Origin of the sequence: Streptomyces sp. NBC_01235 (assembly GCF_035989285.1) — a bacterium.
Lineage (GTDB): Bacteria > Actinomycetota > Actinomycetes > Streptomycetales > Streptomycetaceae > Streptomyces.
In genome coordinates this window covers 9,111,337-9,126,521 of the sequence record NZ_CP108513.1, presented here as the reverse complement: position 1 = coordinate 9,126,521, position 15,185 = coordinate 9,111,337, and the positions used below count along the sequence as shown (strand labels likewise).

General features: G+C 73.7%; 13 protein-coding genes. 3 read left to right on the top strand and 10 right to left on the bottom strand.

Translation table 11 applies throughout. The annotated features are described in order from the left end of the window. Positions 1-4: 4 nt before the first annotated feature. Positions 5-607 (top strand): hypothetical protein, encoded by a 603-nt coding sequence (locus OG289_RS41010; RefSeq protein WP_327319069.1) that lies wholly within the window; start codon positions 5-7, stop codon positions 605-607. On the opposite strand, the gene dnaK is transcribed toward OG289_RS41010, so the two are convergent. The 8 genes from dnaK to OG289_RS40970 form a co-directional block, all read right to left on the bottom strand. Then, on the bottom strand, positions 604-2,508 hold the full coding sequence (gene dnaK, locus OG289_RS41005; RefSeq protein ID WP_327319068.1) for a molecular chaperone DnaK: 1,905 nt from the start codon (positions 2,506-2,508) through the stop codon (positions 604-606). The genes OG289_RS41010 and dnaK overlap by 4 nt on opposite strands. 84 nt (positions 2,509-2,592) lie before the next feature. Continuing rightward, entirely contained in the window at positions 2,593-3,351 is a 759-nt protein-coding gene (locus tag OG289_RS41000) for a glycerophosphodiester phosphodiesterase family protein (RefSeq protein ID WP_327319067.1), read from the bottom strand. Positions 3,352-3,356: 5 nt separating this feature from the next. After that, the gene (locus OG289_RS40995; RefSeq protein ID WP_327319066.1) at positions 3,357-4,745 is read right to left on the bottom strand and encodes a hypothetical protein; all 1,389 of its coding nucleotides are present in this window, start codon (positions 4,743-4,745) and stop codon (positions 3,357-3,359) included. Positions 4,746-4,870: 125 nt separating this feature from the next. Beyond that, a complete protein-coding gene (locus OG289_RS40990; RefSeq protein WP_327319065.1) occupies positions 4,871-5,299 on the bottom strand; it encodes an OsmC family protein in 429 nt (142 codons plus the stop codon). Between the two features lie 76 nt (positions 5,300-5,375). Further along, positions 5,376-7,172, bottom strand: coding sequence for a vWA domain-containing protein (locus tag OG289_RS40985; RefSeq protein ID WP_327319064.1), 1,797 nt, complete (start codon positions 7,170-7,172; stop codon positions 5,376-5,378). Further along, the gene (locus tag OG289_RS40980) at positions 7,169-8,230 is read right to left on the bottom strand and encodes an ATP-binding protein (protein ID WP_327319063.1); all 1,062 of its coding nucleotides are present in this window, start codon (positions 8,228-8,230) and stop codon (positions 7,169-7,171) included. The genes OG289_RS40985 and OG289_RS40980 overlap by 4 nt, the downstream gene beginning before the upstream one ends. 129 nt (positions 8,231-8,359) lie before the next feature. Further along, positions 8,360-10,459, bottom strand: a complete 2,100-nt coding sequence (locus tag OG289_RS40975; RefSeq protein ID WP_327319062.1) for a phage holin family protein — start codon at positions 10,457-10,459, stop codon at positions 8,360-8,362. Positions 10,460-10,746: 287 nt separating this feature from the next. Further along, positions 10,747-11,157, bottom strand: coding sequence for a hypothetical protein (locus OG289_RS40970; protein WP_327319061.1), 411 nt, complete (start codon positions 11,155-11,157; stop codon positions 10,747-10,749). Positions 11,158-11,241: 84 nt separating this feature from the next. Here OG289_RS40970 and OG289_RS40965 point away from each other — a divergent pair, with 84 nt between their 5' ends. Together OG289_RS40965 and OG289_RS40960 are read left to right on the top strand one after the other, a co-directional pair. Then, the gene (locus OG289_RS40965) at positions 11,242-12,015 is read left to right on the top strand and encodes an MBL fold metallo-hydrolase (RefSeq protein WP_327319060.1); all 774 of its coding nucleotides are present in this window, start codon (positions 11,242-11,244) and stop codon (positions 12,013-12,015) included. Next, positions 12,012-12,644, top strand: a complete 633-nt coding sequence (locus OG289_RS40960; RefSeq protein ID WP_327319059.1) for a DedA family protein — start codon at positions 12,012-12,014, stop codon at positions 12,642-12,644. The genes OG289_RS40965 and OG289_RS40960 overlap by 4 nt, the downstream gene beginning before the upstream one ends. 60 nt (positions 12,645-12,704) lie before the next feature. On the opposite strand, the gene OG289_RS40955 is transcribed toward OG289_RS40960, so the two are convergent. Together OG289_RS40955 and OG289_RS40950 are read right to left on the bottom strand one after the other, a co-directional pair. Then, on the bottom strand, positions 12,705-13,790 hold the full coding sequence (locus OG289_RS40955; protein WP_327319058.1) for an MBL fold metallo-hydrolase: 1,086 nt from the start codon (positions 13,788-13,790) through the stop codon (positions 12,705-12,707). Further along, complete coding sequence (locus OG289_RS40950; protein ID WP_327319057.1) at positions 13,787-15,034, bottom strand: aminotransferase class I/II-fold pyridoxal phosphate-dependent enzyme; 1,248 nt, start codon at positions 15,032-15,034, stop codon at positions 13,787-13,789. The genes OG289_RS40955 and OG289_RS40950 overlap by 4 nt, the downstream gene beginning before the upstream one ends. Positions 15,035-15,185 lie beyond the last annotated feature (151 nt).

The window sequence follows — 15,185 nt, the reverse complement described above, 5'->3', positions numbered from 1 at the left end:
GGTCGTGGTCCGCGGCCTCGGCCTGGTCGGCCGTGACGCCGACGCCGGTGTCGTCGACTGCCGCGCGGGAACCCTCGCCCTCGACCGCGCGGAGGTCCGGGCCCACAACGGGGTCTGTGTGCACGCGCGGCCACGCACGTCCGTGCTACTGACGGCCAGTCGGTTCCGGTTCGGACGGGCCGTCTTCGCCGGTTCCTCCGGGCACGTCGAACGGTGCCGGTTCGCCGGCGCCGCCGACAACGCGATCGCGGTGATCGAGGGCGCCCGGGTCACGGTCCCGGGCAGTCGGATCGACGGCAGCCGGATCCACGGCGTGCGTGTCAGCGACGCCTGGGCCCGTCTCACCGGCGACCGGGAGCGCGAGGACGCCGGGACGGCGGCCCAGGAAGTCCTCACGCAGATCACCGGCCCGCAGTCCCCCGAGCCGGGACGGCTCCGCCGCGCCGTGACCATGCTCGAGGGAGCCCTCGCCCCGGTCGCGACCGGCCTCGCGGCCGGAACGGCGGTGGGGGCGCAGGAGTGGGCCCAGTCGGCGACCAGGAGCCTGACCGGCCTCGTCCGAGCCGGGGCCCGATGCCGTGCTGGGGGTGCCTCCGCCGGTCTCTAGGCCGCTCCGCCCCTGGCGTCCCGGTCGTCGTCGACGATCTCCGCGTCGACGACCTGCTCGTCGTCCTGAGAGTCCTGCGCCGAGGTGTGCGGTGAGGTGTGCTCCCCGGCGGTCTCTCCGGCCGCCCCCGCGGTCGGCTGCTGCTGGGCCTGGGCGTACATGGCCTGGCCCATCCTCTGGCTGACCGAGGAGAGCTTGTCCACGCCCTCGCGGAGGGCGGCCGTGTCGGCGTCACGCTCCAGCAGGGCCTTGAGGTCCGCGACCGCCGACTGAACCTCCCCCTTCGTCTCGGCCGGTATCCGTTCCTCGTTGTCCCGGACGAACTTCTCGGTCTGGTAGACGAGTTGCTCGGCCTGGTTGCGGGTCTCGGCCGCCTCCCGGCGGTTGCGGTCCTCCTCCGCGTACTGCTCGGCGTCGCGCATCATGCGGTCGATGTCGTCCTTGGGGAGCGCCGAGCCGCCGGTCACGGTCATCTTCTGCTCGCGGCCGGTGGCCAGGTCCTTCGCGGAGACGTGCATGATCCCGTTGGCGTCGATGTCGAAGGCCACCTCGATCTGCGGGACGCCGCGCGGGGCCGGCGGCAGACCCGTGAGGTCGAAGACGCCGAGCTTCTTGTTGTACGCGGCGATCTCCCGTTCGCCCTGGTAGACCTGGATGCCGACCGAGGGCTGGTTGTCGGCGGCCGTGGTGAAGATCTCCGAACGGCGGGTGGGAATCGTGGTGTTGCGCTCGATGAGCTTGGTCATGATGCCGCCCTTGGTCTCGATCCCGAGGGACAGCGGAGTGACGTCGAGAAGCAGGACGTCCTTGACGTCGCCGCGGATCACACCGGCCTGGAGGGCGGCGCCGACCGCCACGACCTCGTCGGGGTTCACGCCCTTGTGCGGGTCCTTGCCGGTCAACTCCCGTACCAGCTCGGTCACCGCGGGCATCCGGGTCGAACCGCCGACGAGGATGACGTGGTCGATCGCGGACAGCTTCACGCCCGCGTCCTTGACCGCCTGGTGGAAGGGTTTCTTGCACCGGTCGAGCAAGTCGGCCGTGAGCTCCTGGAACTGAGCGCGCGTCAGTTTCTCGTCGAGATGCAGCGGGCCTTCGGCGGAGGCCGTGACATAGGGGAGGTTGACGGTCGTCTCGGAGGAGGACGACAGCTCGATCTTGGCCTTCTCGGCGCCCTCGCGCAGCCGTTGCAGCGCCATCCTGTCGTTGCCGAGGTCGATGCCGTTCTGCCCCTTGAACTTCTTCACGAGGTACTCGACGACCCGCTGGTCCCAGTCGTCGCCGCCCAGATGGGTGTCGCCGTTGGTGGCCTTGACCTCGATCACGCCGTCGCCGATCTCCAGGAGCGACACGTCGAAGGTGCCGCCACCGAGGTCGAACACGAGGACGGTCTGCTCCTCGCCGCGGTCGAGGCCGTAGGCGAGGGCGGCGGCGGTCGGCTCGTTGATGATCCGCAGCACCTTCAGGCCCGCGATCTCCCCGGCCTCCTTGGTGGCCTGCCGCTGGGCGTCGTCGAAGTAGGCGGGCACGGTGATCACCGCGTCGGTGACGTCCTCGCCCAGGTAGGACTCGGCGTCCCGCTTCAGCTTCTGCAGGACGCGCGCGGAGAGCTCCTGGGCGCGGTAGCGGGTGCCGTCGACGCTGTCGGTGTCCTCCGCGGGGAAACGCCAGTGCGCGTCGCCCATGTACCGCTTGACCGAGCGGGCGGTGCGGTCCACGTTGGTCACCGCCTGCCGCTTGGCGACCTCGCCGACGAGCACCTCGCCGTTCTTGGCGAAGGCCACCACCGACGGCGTGGTCCGCGCGCCCTCCGCGTTGGCGATGACAGTGGGCTCGCCGCCCTCCAGCACGGCCACCACCGAGTTCGTGGTCCCGAGATCGATTCCGACCGGACGTCCCATCGCTGTCCCCTTCCGCCCAGGGCCTCTCGCCCGGGGAGCAGGAAGCCACCCGTACCTCCAGGACAGAACCTGAAGCTGCGGCTGTCAATGGGACAGGTGCCCCGCCGGCAGCGTCCGATGCGGCTGCCCGCGCAGCTCCACCGCCCGCCGCGGCCTGTCCGTGACCAGTACGTCCACCCGGGTGTCGGCCAGGAACGTCCGCAGCCCGGGGTCGTCGTTGACCGTCCACACCATGGTGAACAGCCGATGCCGGGCCGCCCGGCGCAGGACGGTGGCGCGGGCGAGCCGCTGGTGCACGGCCACCCCGTGCGCCCCGCAGGCCCGCAGCCGCCGCATCGGGAACAGCTCGCTCGCCCGGGTGCCCGCCAGCCGTGCCGCCCCCACCTCCTTGCGGTCGCGCCCCAGCGACAGGGCCGTACGCACTCCCGGGAAGGCCCGGGTGATCGCGGCGACGGAAACGTCCTCCAGGGAGGTCGCGACGAACCCGTCCCGGCCGAGCAGGGCGACCGCCCGGTCGACGAGCTCACGCTCGTAACCGGTTTCCTTCAGATCCAGGTGGCCGACGAGTTTCCCGGCGACCAGTGCCATCACGTCCTCGACGAGGGGAACGGCGTGTCCGGCGCGTCCGCACAGCTCCGCGTACGTGATCCGGGCGAGCGGCGGCCCGCCGCGGCCCGCCCGGGCGTCGTGGTGGACGACGAAGACGCCGTCGGCGGTCCGCCGGATGTCGAACTCGACGTACTCCGCACCCGAGGCGAGCGCGTCCTCGTACGCCTCCCGGGTGGCGGCGCCGAAGCGCTCGGAGCCGCCGCGGTGGGCGGAGACGGCGGGGCGCGGTGGCACGGTGCTCAGCTCCCGGACGGCGGGCGGGGTGCGGGGACGACGGCGGGGGCGGGCGCCCGGGCGTCACCGGGGCCGGTGAGGAGCGTACGGGAACGACGGGCGGCGCGCCGCAGCAGGAGCCAGCCGATCAGCACCAGGGCGACGAAGGGCAGCCAGGCCACCAGGTAGGCCGTCCCGTACTCCCGCAGGTCGAAGATGGAGTGGTGGTCGTCCACGTCGGTGCCGTTGACACCGAAGAACGCCAGCAGCAGGGTCGGGGGCAGGGCGATCAGCGTAGCCGCCGCGACCAGGCCGGAGACGGTGCGGTCGCGGCGTTCGGCGCGCTCGGCGAGGGCCGCGTCGAGGGCCGCGGAGCGGGCGTTGATCACGGAGGTGAGGCGCTCGACCATGCGCGCGGAGTTGTCGAGGCTGTCGCGCACGCCGAGCGTGTCGCGGAGGGAGGACTGGAAGCGCTCCGTGACCATCTCCGGGATCAGCAGACTGTCCACGTACGCCTCGACGCCGAAGGCCAGGTCGAGCTGGAGTTCGTTCACCCCGGCCGAGAGCCGGGAGATGAGGGTGCGGATCTCGGCCGGGGAGTCCGTCGGGGCCTGTTCGTTGGCGCGCATCACGTCGAAGGCGGCCAGCCGGGTGCGCTGGAGGACGGACAGCGCGGAGACCATGCAGAGGGCGACCACGGCCAGGCCGTTCTCCACGTGCGGGGCCCAGCCCGTCTGCACGGAGACGCCGCGGCCGAGCGCGGAGACGGTCACGCCGTGGTGGTGCAGATGCGGGACGCGGGCGGCGGCGGGGCCGGGGAGCCTGCCGCGGTAGATCATCTCGCCCAGCGGTGCGGCGAGCAGAGTCTCGTCCGTGTTCCCGGCGTCGAGCAGTTCCTCGCGCAGCCGGCCGCCGGGAAAGACGAGTTGGTGGATGTTCTGGCCGAACGCGAGCGGCTCGGACAGCCCGAGCCGCTCGGTCAGCGCGTCGAGCAGCGGCCGGGCGCCCAGGTGGATGGCGTCCCGGTCGAAGCAGGTGCCCGCCAGCCAGGAGGCGACCGCGACGGCCGGGGTCTCGTCGGCGAAGTCGCAGTCCAGCAGCAGGGTGGCGTCGCCGCGCGGGGTGGTGACGAGCAGGACGCGCGCCCCGCTCAGGGCGAGCCCGCGGGCCCGCTCCGGCAGCCGCAGCTCCCCGGGGGCCGGGCTGTAGGTCATCACCGCCACCGGCAGCAGCGGGTCGCCGGAGTGCAGGTGCTTGGTGAAGCGGCCGAAGGCGAAGGCGTCGACGAGCCGGTGGCCCGACGCGCCCGGGCCCGGCGGGGCGACCCGGCCCGCCAGCCCGAACAGCACCAGGGCACGGGTGTGTTCGCGTAGGGCGGAGTCGAGCACCGACTCCTGGTCGGCGGTTCCCGGCACCGTCGTCCTCCTCGTCCTCACGTCGCCTCGGGCGCAGACGGTTATACCCGGAGCCCGGGTGCGCGCAACCGCCAAGGGTGCGGGGCCTCGTACCGGCTCCGCACCCCGGACCGCGACGCGGCCGCTCAGGCGAGCTTGGCCGACAGGGTGATCGGTACGGCCTTGAGGGCCTGGCTGACGGGGCAGTTGACCTTGGCCTGCTCGGCGGCGGCGACGAAGCCGTCCTCGTCGAGGCCGGGCACGGTGCCCTCCACGGTCAGGTGGATGCCGGTGATGCCCTCACCCGGCTGGAAGGTGACGTCGGCCGAGGTGATGAGCTTGGTGGGCGGGGTGCCGGCGCCGGCGAGGGCGTGCGAGAAGGCCATGGAGAAGCAGCTGGAGTGGGCAGCCGCGATCAGCTCCTCGGGGCTGGTCTTTCCGTTCGCCTCCTGGGTACGGGCAGCCCACGTCACGGGCTGCTGGGCGATGGCGCCGGAGGAGTCGAAGGACACGACACCGTTGCCCTCGATCAGGTTGCCTTCCCAGACGGTGTGTGCGGAGCGCGTGGTGGCCACGTTTCTTCCTTTCGCATGGAGCTGGCGTGCGGACCCGTTTCCGGGTCCCCTGCCCCCCATCCGATCACACTCCGCCTCACCGCACCCGGAACACCGGCCCCCGCGCGGTGAACGGCAGGTGACGGCCCTGCGGGATCAGGTAGGCGTGCTCGCGCCGCACCCGCAGGGTGTCGCACCAGCCGTCGGTGATGACGAGGAGCGGCGCGCCGGGCGGGAAGTCGTCGGCGCGCTGCAGCAGGTCGATGCCGGGCTGCAGGACCGTACCGCCGCGCCCGTGCACCCGGACCCGGCCGGCGATCTCGGTGACCGGCAGGTAGCCCGCGTCGTGCGGGGCCGCGTCGCAGAACACGACCCGGGCGGCCGGGACGTCGCGGGCCTCGGCGTACGAGGCGATCGCGCCGAGTGCCTTGCCGAGGAGGGTGCGGTCCATGGAGCCGGAGGTGTCCAGGACGACGCCGAAGGTGCAGCGGGCGATCTCCTCGGGAGGGAACCAGCGGCCGGCGCGCGGGATGTCGGGGGTGGAGGCCTGGCGGCGCGCGGGACGGGCGTACGACCGCAGCGGTTGCGGGCGCGGCACGAACTCGTCGAACCAGCGGGCGAGTTGGGCGTCCCAGGGCAGCGGAGGATGGCTGAGTGCGCGGATCTCCTCCACCAACCCGCCGGGCAGGAAGCCGCGTTCCTGCCGCTGGTGCAGGTCGAAGCCCTGGGCGAGGCCGCGGCGGTAGAAGCCGTCGAGGTCGACGTAGTCGCGCGGCGGGCCGAGCGGGGCACCGAGCATGTCGCCGAGGCCCTTGCCGCGCAGGGTGGCCAGGCGCCGCATCCGGCGCAGGTCCACGGCGATGCGGTCGTAGACCTCCTCGGCGGACAGGCCCGCCAACTCCGCGTCGTACAGCAGCCCTTCGGGCATGGTGCCGACCTGCATCTCGCGCAGCCAGCCGTTGATGACGTAGTCGCAGGCGACGTTGAAGAGGTAGGGGTCGCGGGTGCCGCAGCGGTCGCCGTGACGCAGGGCGGCGTGCAGCATCTCGTGGGCGAGGACGAACCGCCACTCCTCGTCGTCGAACGTCCGCAGCGGGTTGACGTAGATCTCGCCCGCCTCCGCGTTCACGGCGGCGATGGAGATGCCGTGCGCGCGGGCGAGTTCGGCGTCGGCGACGAGCTCGATGCCGGCCGCGAGGCCCCCGAGCAGCGGGTAGGACGAGACGAACCAGCTCAGCGCGCGCTCCCACGGGCGCCGCACGGGCGCCTCGCCGTCCAGGGAGTCGCGGCGGCCGCCCGCCATGTCCATCGCGGCGGACACGGTCCGGGTCAGGGCGGTGGCGAACGCCAGCGGCCAGTCCGGCATCTGGCGGCCGTACCAGGTCCACGGCACGAACACCTGGTCGGCCGCCCTCCCCGCGGTGCCGCAGTGCTCGTACTCGGCCGGGAGTCCGGTGCGCCGCCAGCGGGCGGCGAGCTGTTCCTCGTCGCCGCCGGGGTAGGCCGGCGGAAGGTCGTCCGGGGCGGTGCCGACGCGGAAAGTCAGCAGAAAGCGGTTGACGACGGTGCAGTGCGCGGCGAGCTCGTACCGGTCGGGCTGGGCGCGCTGGTCCTTGGACGCCGGGAGGTGTCCGAAGCCGAGGTGGAGGGCGGCGTGCGCAAGGGACCAGGCCCAGCGGGCGGAGTCGACGATCCTGGTGGGGTGGGCATGCAGCGTGCCGTTGGAGTCGGCGCGGACGAGGCCGTCGCGGGGAGCCATGCCGCACTCCTCACGGCGGCAGGTGTCGAACTTCAGGGCGGCCAGCGCCGGATTGGTGCGCAACTGTGCCAGGCCGAACTCGAACGACTCCGCCGCGAGGTCCCGCTTCTTTCGGTCACGGGCGTCGCGGTTCACCGTCGCGCCTCCACCAGGCGGGGCATGTCGCGGGCCGCCTCGACCAGGAACCAGGCGGGCAGCACGGGGTTGCCGTCGACGTCGGAGGCGATGACGGTCTGGGCGACCTCGACGGAGATCTCGGCGAGCTGCACGAGCAGTGACTTGGCGCGGTAGGCGGTCTGGCGGCCGTTCGCCGACATGCGCTCCTTGACGGCGGGGAGTTCCTTGACCAGCCGGCCGCGGAACGAGTCGGCGAGGTAGTAGAGCAGGTCGCGGTCCTCGACGCGGTGCGGCCAGGAGGCCTCGCCCTTGAGGATGGCCTCGATGCCGTACCGGCTGCGGACGATCTTGACGTAGCCGCAGAAGGCGATGGCGTGCGCGGGCGTCAGAGTGCCGTGCGCGAGGACCTTGAGGGTGTCCTCGTCGAGATCGCGTCCGAAGGAGTGCAGGGCGTCGGAGAGCATGTGCCAGGAACGGGGCGTGGAAAACGGTTCCTCGGTTTTCGGCGGCTTGGACCACAGGTGGTCGGGCCGGTCGGTGAGGTGGTCGAGGACCCACGGGTGGATGCCGTTGCCGGCGGCCCACCGCAGCCAGTCCCGGGCGGACGCCTCCAGGTGGACGTGGGTGAGCCGGTTGACGAGCGCGGAGGCGATGGGCCGGGCGAGCGCGTTGTCCGTGGCCCGGTTCCCGGCGCCGATGACGATCGAGCCCTTCGGCAGCTCGTAGTTGCCGATCCGGCGGTCCAGGATGAGGGAGTAGAACGCCTTCTGCACATCGGGCGTGGCCGCGTTCAGCTCGTCCAGGAACAGGCAGTACGGCTCGTCACGGGCGATGGCCTCCGGCGGGCAGAACACCGACCGCCCGTCCCGGATCTGGGGGACGCCGATGAGGTCCTCGGGCGCGAGCTGCGTACCGAGCAGACTCACGCACTCCAGCCCGAGCGACTCGGCGAACTCCCTGACCAGGGAGGATTTTCCGATGCCCGGGGCGCCCCAGAGGAACACCGGCCGCACCACGGCGAGACCGAGCAGGAGTTCGGGGATACGGGAGGGCGTGACGGTCACGGCAGCCTGCAAGGCCGAGGCTCCCCTTCTATGTGTCCAAACCGGCGCCGCTCTCGCGGACGCGGTTACTCGCCGTCGAGGTTCTCAATCGATGGTTGCGGCCGTCACCTGGTTTTCCTGTGGCGCAGCCGAAGGCTCCGCTCAGGCGGCGTGCTCCTCCGGGGCCGTCTCCAGGGGCACCTGGGGGCCGTTCGACTCGCGCAGCCAGCGGCGCAGGACGCGGTGGACGTGCTCCGCGCCGGTCAGTTCCGCTTCGTCCTCGACGGGCGCGGACAGGGCCAGCGGGGACAGCAGGAACGGTCCGGCCTGGGCGCCGCCGAGGCCACCGTGGGAGCCGATCTGCTCCTCGAAGGCGAGGACCTCGCCGTCGGCCGGGTCGTGGAAGGAGTTGACCATGATGTCGGCGGTGTGCGGGAAGGAGTGGGTGCGGCGCACCGCATCGGCCGCACCGGGCCCGAAGGCCGCGAGCGGGCCGGGGTCCTCGTCGAGTCGGTCGAGGGGGATCTCCGCGCCGTACGCGCCGAGCACGACCCCGCCGTACTTCTCGCTGCGCACCAGGAGGAAGCCGATGCCGGGGTGGTTGGCGAGGGTGGTCAGCAGGGCGGGGTGGCGGGCGTCGATCTCCTCCTTGCTCATCCGGTGCGCCACGTCCGGGAAGGAGATCAGGCCCAGGTTCCCCGAGGCCAGCACGATCGGCTCCGGGCGGCGGCCGGACGGCCGGTGACGGTCGCCGCCCTCCTCCACGGGCCGACGCAGCGCCGCGCGGACAGCCGCGCGGGCCTCGGCGCCGCTGTGCGTGCGCTCCGCCTTGCGCGGCACGGGCAGCCCGCAGCCGGCCCGCACCAGGTCGCCGAGGGTGAGGCCGTAGCGGGCGCGGAACGTTTCGCCGGGGCTCTGGCCGTGGTCGGACAGGACGACGATCCGGTACGGGCGGGGGGCGTGCTCGGCGACCTTCTCGATCAGCGCGAGCGCCCGGTCGAGGCGGCCGAGGACCTGCTCGGTGTCCCGGCCGAGCGGCCCGGAGTGGTGCGCGACCTCGTCGTACGCCACCAGATCGGCGTAGACGGCGGTGCGTCCGGCGAGCATGTCGCCCATCACGGCGGCCACGACGACGTCGCGTTCGACGACGGTCGCGAAAGCGCGGACGAACGGGTAGAGGCCGCCGCGTCCGACCCACGGCCGCTCCCCCCTCAGCCGGGCGCGGGTGGACTGGATGATCTCGCGGACGACCTCCGCGACGAACGACAGGGCGGTGCGCACGGCGTTGGCCGGGTCGGAGAAGTAGGCGAAGTAGCCGGCCCGGGAGCGGGTCTCCCGGCTGCGCCGGCGGGCGGCGATGGACAGCACGAGGGCCTGTTCGTCGGCGCCGCCGCTGAAGAGGTTGCCGCGGCTGGCACCGTCGGCGGCCAGCAGCCCGCCGTCACCGGTGCGTTCGACGGCGCGGCGCTGGAGTTCGGCGGCGCTGGTGGGACGGTTGCAGACCATCACCTCACCGCTGTCCTTCTCGTACCAGCGGAACGCGGGCACGTCGTGGTTGCTGCCGTGCAGGATGCCGAGCTGGCTGGCACCGGTCTGGCTGGACCAGTCGGTGCGCCAGGGGGTGAGGCGGTGGGAGGGACGCCGGCCGCGCCCGGACCCGCCGTCGCGGGCGTCGTCGCCGAGCCAGCGGGCGACGGTCGGCATCAGCCCCTTCCCCACGGCCGCGACCAGCACGTCGTGGCCGACGCCGTCGAACTGGAGGAAGACGGTGCCGGGTGTGGCGGGGCAGAGGGGGCCGCCTCTTCGGCGGCGGTCGGCGAGACGGTAGAGGCGGCGGCGGTAGGCGTCGTCGTCGCGCACGGCCAGGGCGCCGCCCGTCGCCGAGGCGACGGCGGACATCACGGCGGCGACGATGACGGCGGTCTCCGGGGCCGCCTCGCTCTGCCCGGAGGGGTTCAGCCGCAGGGCGAGCAGCAGCAGCGAGCCGTTGAGGAAGAACACCAGCAGGCCCAGGACCAGGGCCGGTACGAGCAGGAGCAGGCGCACGAGCAGCGGCCAGACCAGGGCCGACAGCACACCGAAGACGCCAGCGCCGACGGCGGCGGTCACGGCGATGGTGGTGGCGCTGTCGCCGTCGGGGGACTGCAGCCGGAAGTCCGGCAGGATTCCCGCGAGCACCAGCATCGTGAGCGTGGAGACCACCCACACCGTGACGCTCCGCCCGGCCTGGCTGACGGTCCGCCGCCACCGCACCCCACGCACGCCCCGTACACCTCGCGTTCCGGCCCCGACGCCCGTGGGAGCCGCCTTCCACCCTGTCACATCGCGGTGACAGTCATCCCGCGAACACCGCCCGTCGCCTGCCGACTGCCGACTGCCGTCCATCGCCTGCCGACTGCCGTCCATCGCCTGTCGACTGTCGGCAATCGCATGTCGGCCGTCGCCCATCGCCCATTTTCGCCCGTCGGCTGTCGGCTGTCGGCTGTCGGCTGCCACCTGTCGCCTGCCGGCAATCGCCAGTCGACTGTCGACCTCGGCCGACCGCTCGCCTATCGCCCGTCGTAGCCGGCCGTCGGCATCGACAGCCTGCGGTGCACTCGGGCCTTCATCTGCGCGTCGTAGGCGGGCTCGGCGCTGCCGACCGTCACCACGCGCACCCCGCGCCGCGCGCACTCCTCGGAGAACTCCTCCACGGACGACAGCGCGCTCTCCAGCACCCGGTGGCTGGGCGCGACGAACAGGTCGACGCCGGGCCGGACCCCGTCCCACAGCACGCAGTGGTCGGCGCGCAGCCCGCGCACCAGCAGTTCCCGGCTGACGACGTACCCGCGCTCCGCGGCCCACCGCGCGCACATCGCGTGCTGGCTGCGGGAGTCCACCAGGAAGGGATCGGCGTCCAGTTCCTCGAGCGGCGTCAGACTCGCGATCGCCGTGACCCGCATGCCCCTCACCGGTCCCATGGCGTCCCCCTCACCTCCGGGTTTCGCCGCCGACCCTACTCCTGCCCGTAGGCTTCGGGGGAGGCGCGCGAAGGAGGCAAAGAGGTGCCGGTGGAGATCACGTGGTGGGGTCACGCCACCTGCACGGTCGAGGATTCGGACGTACGTGTGCTCACCGATCCCCTGTTCGCCCGCCGCCTCGCGCACCTGCGCCGCCGCCGGGGCGCGCTGCCCCCGCCCGGCGCCTGGCACGCGGACGTGGCGCTCGTCTCCCACCTCCACGCCGACCACCTGCATCTGCCCTCGCTGGCGCGCCTCGCGCCGGGCACGCGCCTGCTGGTGCCCCGGGGCGCGCCGCGCGCCGTCCCCGGGCTGCGCCGCCTGCGGCATCTGCGGCTGAGCGAGATGGAGCCGGGCGACGAGACGGTCGTCGGCACCCTGCGGATACGGGCCGTGCCCGCGCGCCACGACGGGCGGCGGCTGCCGGTGGGCCGGCACCACTCCCCCGCGCTCGGGTACGTCGTGGAGGGCGAGGCACGGACGTACTTCGCCGGGGACACCGGCCTGTTCGAGGACATGGCCAAGGAGGTCGGGCCGGTCGACGTGGCGTTGCTGCCGGTGGGCGGCTGGGGGCCGTATCTCGGCGAGGGGCACCTGGACGCGGGGCGCGCGGCCGAGGCGCTGGCCCGGCTGGCGCCGCGCAGCGCGGTGCCGGTGCACTACGGCACGTACTGGCCGATCGGCATGGACGCCGTGCGCCCCCATGAATTCCATGCGCCCGGCGAGGAGTTCGTGCGACTCGCGGCGGAGCGTGCGCCGGGGGTGGTCGTGCACCGGCTCGGGCACGGGGAGAGCGTGCGCGTGGAGGTCGCACGGTGACCTGGTGGCTCGCCGCAGCGGCTGTGACGTCCGCTCCGACGGAGTCCACGCAACAGGCCCTCGGCTATCCGTCGTTGTTCCTGCTGGTGCTGATCGGGGCACTGGTGCCGGTGGTACCGACGGGGGCGCTGGTGAGTTCGGCGGCGGTGGTCGCCTTCCATCAGACGGCGCCGTTCGCACTGGCGCTGGTGTTCGTGACGGCGTCGCTGGCGGCGTTCTGCGGGGACGCGGCGCTGTACTGGCTGGGGCGGCGCGGGATGCGGTCGAAGAACGGCTCGCGCTGGCTGGAGGCGATCCGCTCGCGGGCGCCGGAGGAGCGGCTGGCGCAGGCGCAGGAGAAGCTCGCCGACCACGGCACGGCGGTGCTGGTGCTGTCCCGGCTGGTGCCGGCGGGCCGCATCCCGGTGATGCTGGCCTGTCTGATGGCGAAGTGGCCGCTGCGACGCTTCGTACGGGGCAACCTCCCGGCGTGTCTGGCCTGGGCGGTGACCTATCAGCTGATCGGGATCCTCGGCGGCTCGCTGTTCCCCGAGCCCTGGGAGGGCGTGGTCGCCGCGGTCGCGCTGACCGTGGTGCTCAGCGCGGCCCCGAGCGTGTGGCGCCGGGTCAGGGGAACCCGGGCCGCCTAGTCCGAAACCCTCACAGGTCCGACACCCTCACCTGACCGACGCCCTCGCCCCTCCCCGGCCTCACCGGTCCGCCACCCCCCTCGGCTGCTCCAGCACCCGGGAGCCTCCCACCGGCAGGTCCCACAGGTCGGCGCGGTCCAGGCCCGTCTTCTCCCAGGCGGCACGCACGCGCGTGAGGGGTTCCAGGACGGGCTCGGCGGAGAGCACGAACGTGCCCCAGTGCATCGGGGCCATGCGCCGCGCACCGAGGTCGAGGGTGGCGCGGACCGCCTCCTCGGGGTCGCAGTGGACGTCGCTGAGCCACCAGCGGGGGTCGTAGGCGCCGATCGGCAGCAGGGCGAGGTCGATGCCGGGGTGGCGCCGGCCGATGCGGGAGAACCAGTGGCCGTAGCCCGTGTCGCCGGCGAAGTAGAGACGCCGGCCGTCGGGGGCGGTGAGCACCCAGCCGCCCCACAGGGAGCGGCAGGTGTCGGTGAGGCTGCGCTTGGACCAGTGGTGGGCGGGGACGAAGTCGAAGCGGACACCGGACAGTTCGGCCGCCTCCCACCAGTCCAGCTCGGTGACGTGGGTGAACCGGCGGCGCCGGAACCAGCGGCCGAGACCGGCCGGCACGAACACCGGTGTGTCGCGCGGGAGCCGGCGCAGCGTGGGGGCGTCCAGGTGGTCGTAGTGGTTGTGGCTGATGACGACGGCGTCGACGGGCGGCAGCGCGTCCCATGGGACGCCCACGGGGGTGATGCGGGCCGGCGTGCCGATGATGCGGCGGGACCAGACCGGGTCGGTCAGAACGGTGAGGCCGCCGACGCTCACCACCCAACTGGCGTGTCCCGCCCAGGTGACGGCGATCGTGCGGGCGTCCACGCGGGGCACCGGGGCGGGCTCGAAGGGCAGCCGGGGGATGTCGGCGAGGCCCTCCCTGCCGGGCCGCACGGAGCCCTCGCGGGCGAACCGGGCGAGGGCCTTGAGGCCGGGCAGCGGCGAGGTCAGCCGGTCGTGGAAGCTCCGCGGCCACACCCGCCGCTCCCCCGGCGGACGGGGCGCGGCGAGCGGCGGGGCGGGGGGCGCGAGCGGGGACAGGGGGGCCGGGGCGTCGGCGTCCTTGGTGGTCACCGTGTCGGTGGTGGTCGACTCGGACTGCTGCGTCATCGAGGAGGCTCCCATCGCTGAGCTTCGTCACGGAGATCGTCGAAGACCGACCTCAGATGCGTCAACGCGCGTTGCACGTGTGGCAGTTCCAACGGTGTGGGTGAGGTGAGGCATGCCGTGCGCTGCGCGTCCGTACCGTCCAGCAGCATGCCCGTGGACAGCCGCACGCGCAGCGCCCCGAGGTCGTCGCCGAAGCGGTGACCGCCCGGTGCGGGCATGCCGAGCCGGGCGGAGAGGAAGTCCTCCAGTTCCTGTGCGTCGCCCACGTCGTGCGCGGCGAGCGCGCCACGCAACCGGTCGAGATCGACGTACAGGTGACGGCCGGCCCTCGGCGGCCGGGCCAGGGCGCCCGCGGCGACGACGGCGGTGTGCGCGGCGTCCGCCACGCGCGCGTGCAGACGCACAGCGGCGGCCACGCGCGCGGTGACCGGCTCCGGCTCGGCCAGGGCGTACGCGGCCGCGGCAGCGACCGGTGCGGCCACGCGCGCGTCGAGGGCGGTGAGGACGTCGAGCACACGCGCGTGCAGGTCGTCGCCGGTGGCCGAGGCGGGGAACCGGGCGACGGCCGCCGGCCAGCCGATGGGCAGCAGGGCGCCGGCCAGGTCGCTGACGACGGTGACCCGCTCGGGCAGCATCTCGGCGGGGCTGACCGGCACGGTGTCGTGCGGGGCGTGCAGCGTGTCGCGCCAGGTCTCGTCGCTGACCAGGTGCAGGCCCTCGCCCGCGGCGGCCTCCACCGCCTCGTGCAGCACCTCGGGCGGCGCGACGGTGGCGGTGGGGTCGTCGGCGACGGACAGCACCAGCAGCCGCGGGTCCCCGCCCTCGGCGCGCACCCGGCGCACGGTCTCCAGCAGGGCGTACGGGTCCGGAACTCCCCCGCACTCGGCGGGCGTGGCCACGTGGAAGACGGGTCTGCCCAACAGGCGCGCGTACGGCGCCCACCAGGCCGCGCAGGGCCGGGGCACCAGGACGTCGCCGCCGAGGGCGGCGGTCAGCGCGACCAGCAGGGCGGGGGCGCCGGGTCCGGCCGTGACCCGCCCCGCCCCGGCGGGGGTGCCGTGCCGGGCCCAGTAGCCGCGGGCGGCGTCGAGGAGGGCGGGGCCGCCGCCGACCGGCTCACCGTAGGCGCGGCCGGCGGCCTCGGCGAGCACCGAGGCGAGTTCGGGCAGCACCGGCAGCCCGTCCGGGGGGAGCGGTGGGCCGTAGCGGACGGGCCCGTGGTCCTCCGGTTCCGTCCGCCGCATGTGGTCCTCCGCGCAGTCCGTCCCTGGCGCCGTCCCTGGCGCCGTCCCAGGTGGCGTCCCTGGCGCCGTCCCAGGTGGCGTCCCTGGTGCCCGGTGCCGTTCCCGGCCGCCGGACGTCGTCGTGGGCCGGATGGTGCTTGGGGTGCGGGAC

Excerpts from the sequence above, each read along its gene's own strand:
- OG289_RS40955 (WP_327319058.1), bottom strand. The coding sequence starts at position 13,790 with ATGACGCAGCAGTCCGAGTCGACCACCACCGACACGGTGACCACCAAG.
- OG289_RS40950 (WP_327319057.1), bottom strand. The coding sequence starts at position 15,034 with ATGCGGCGGACGGAACCGGAGGACCACGGGCCCGTCCGCTACGGCCCA.
- dnaK (WP_327319068.1), bottom strand. The coding sequence starts at position 2,508 with ATGGGACGTCCGGTCGGAATCGATCTCGGGACCACGAACTCGGTGGTG.
- OG289_RS40970 (WP_327319061.1), bottom strand. The coding sequence starts at position 11,157 with ATGGGACCGGTGAGGGGCATGCGGGTCACGGCGATCGCGAGTCTGACG.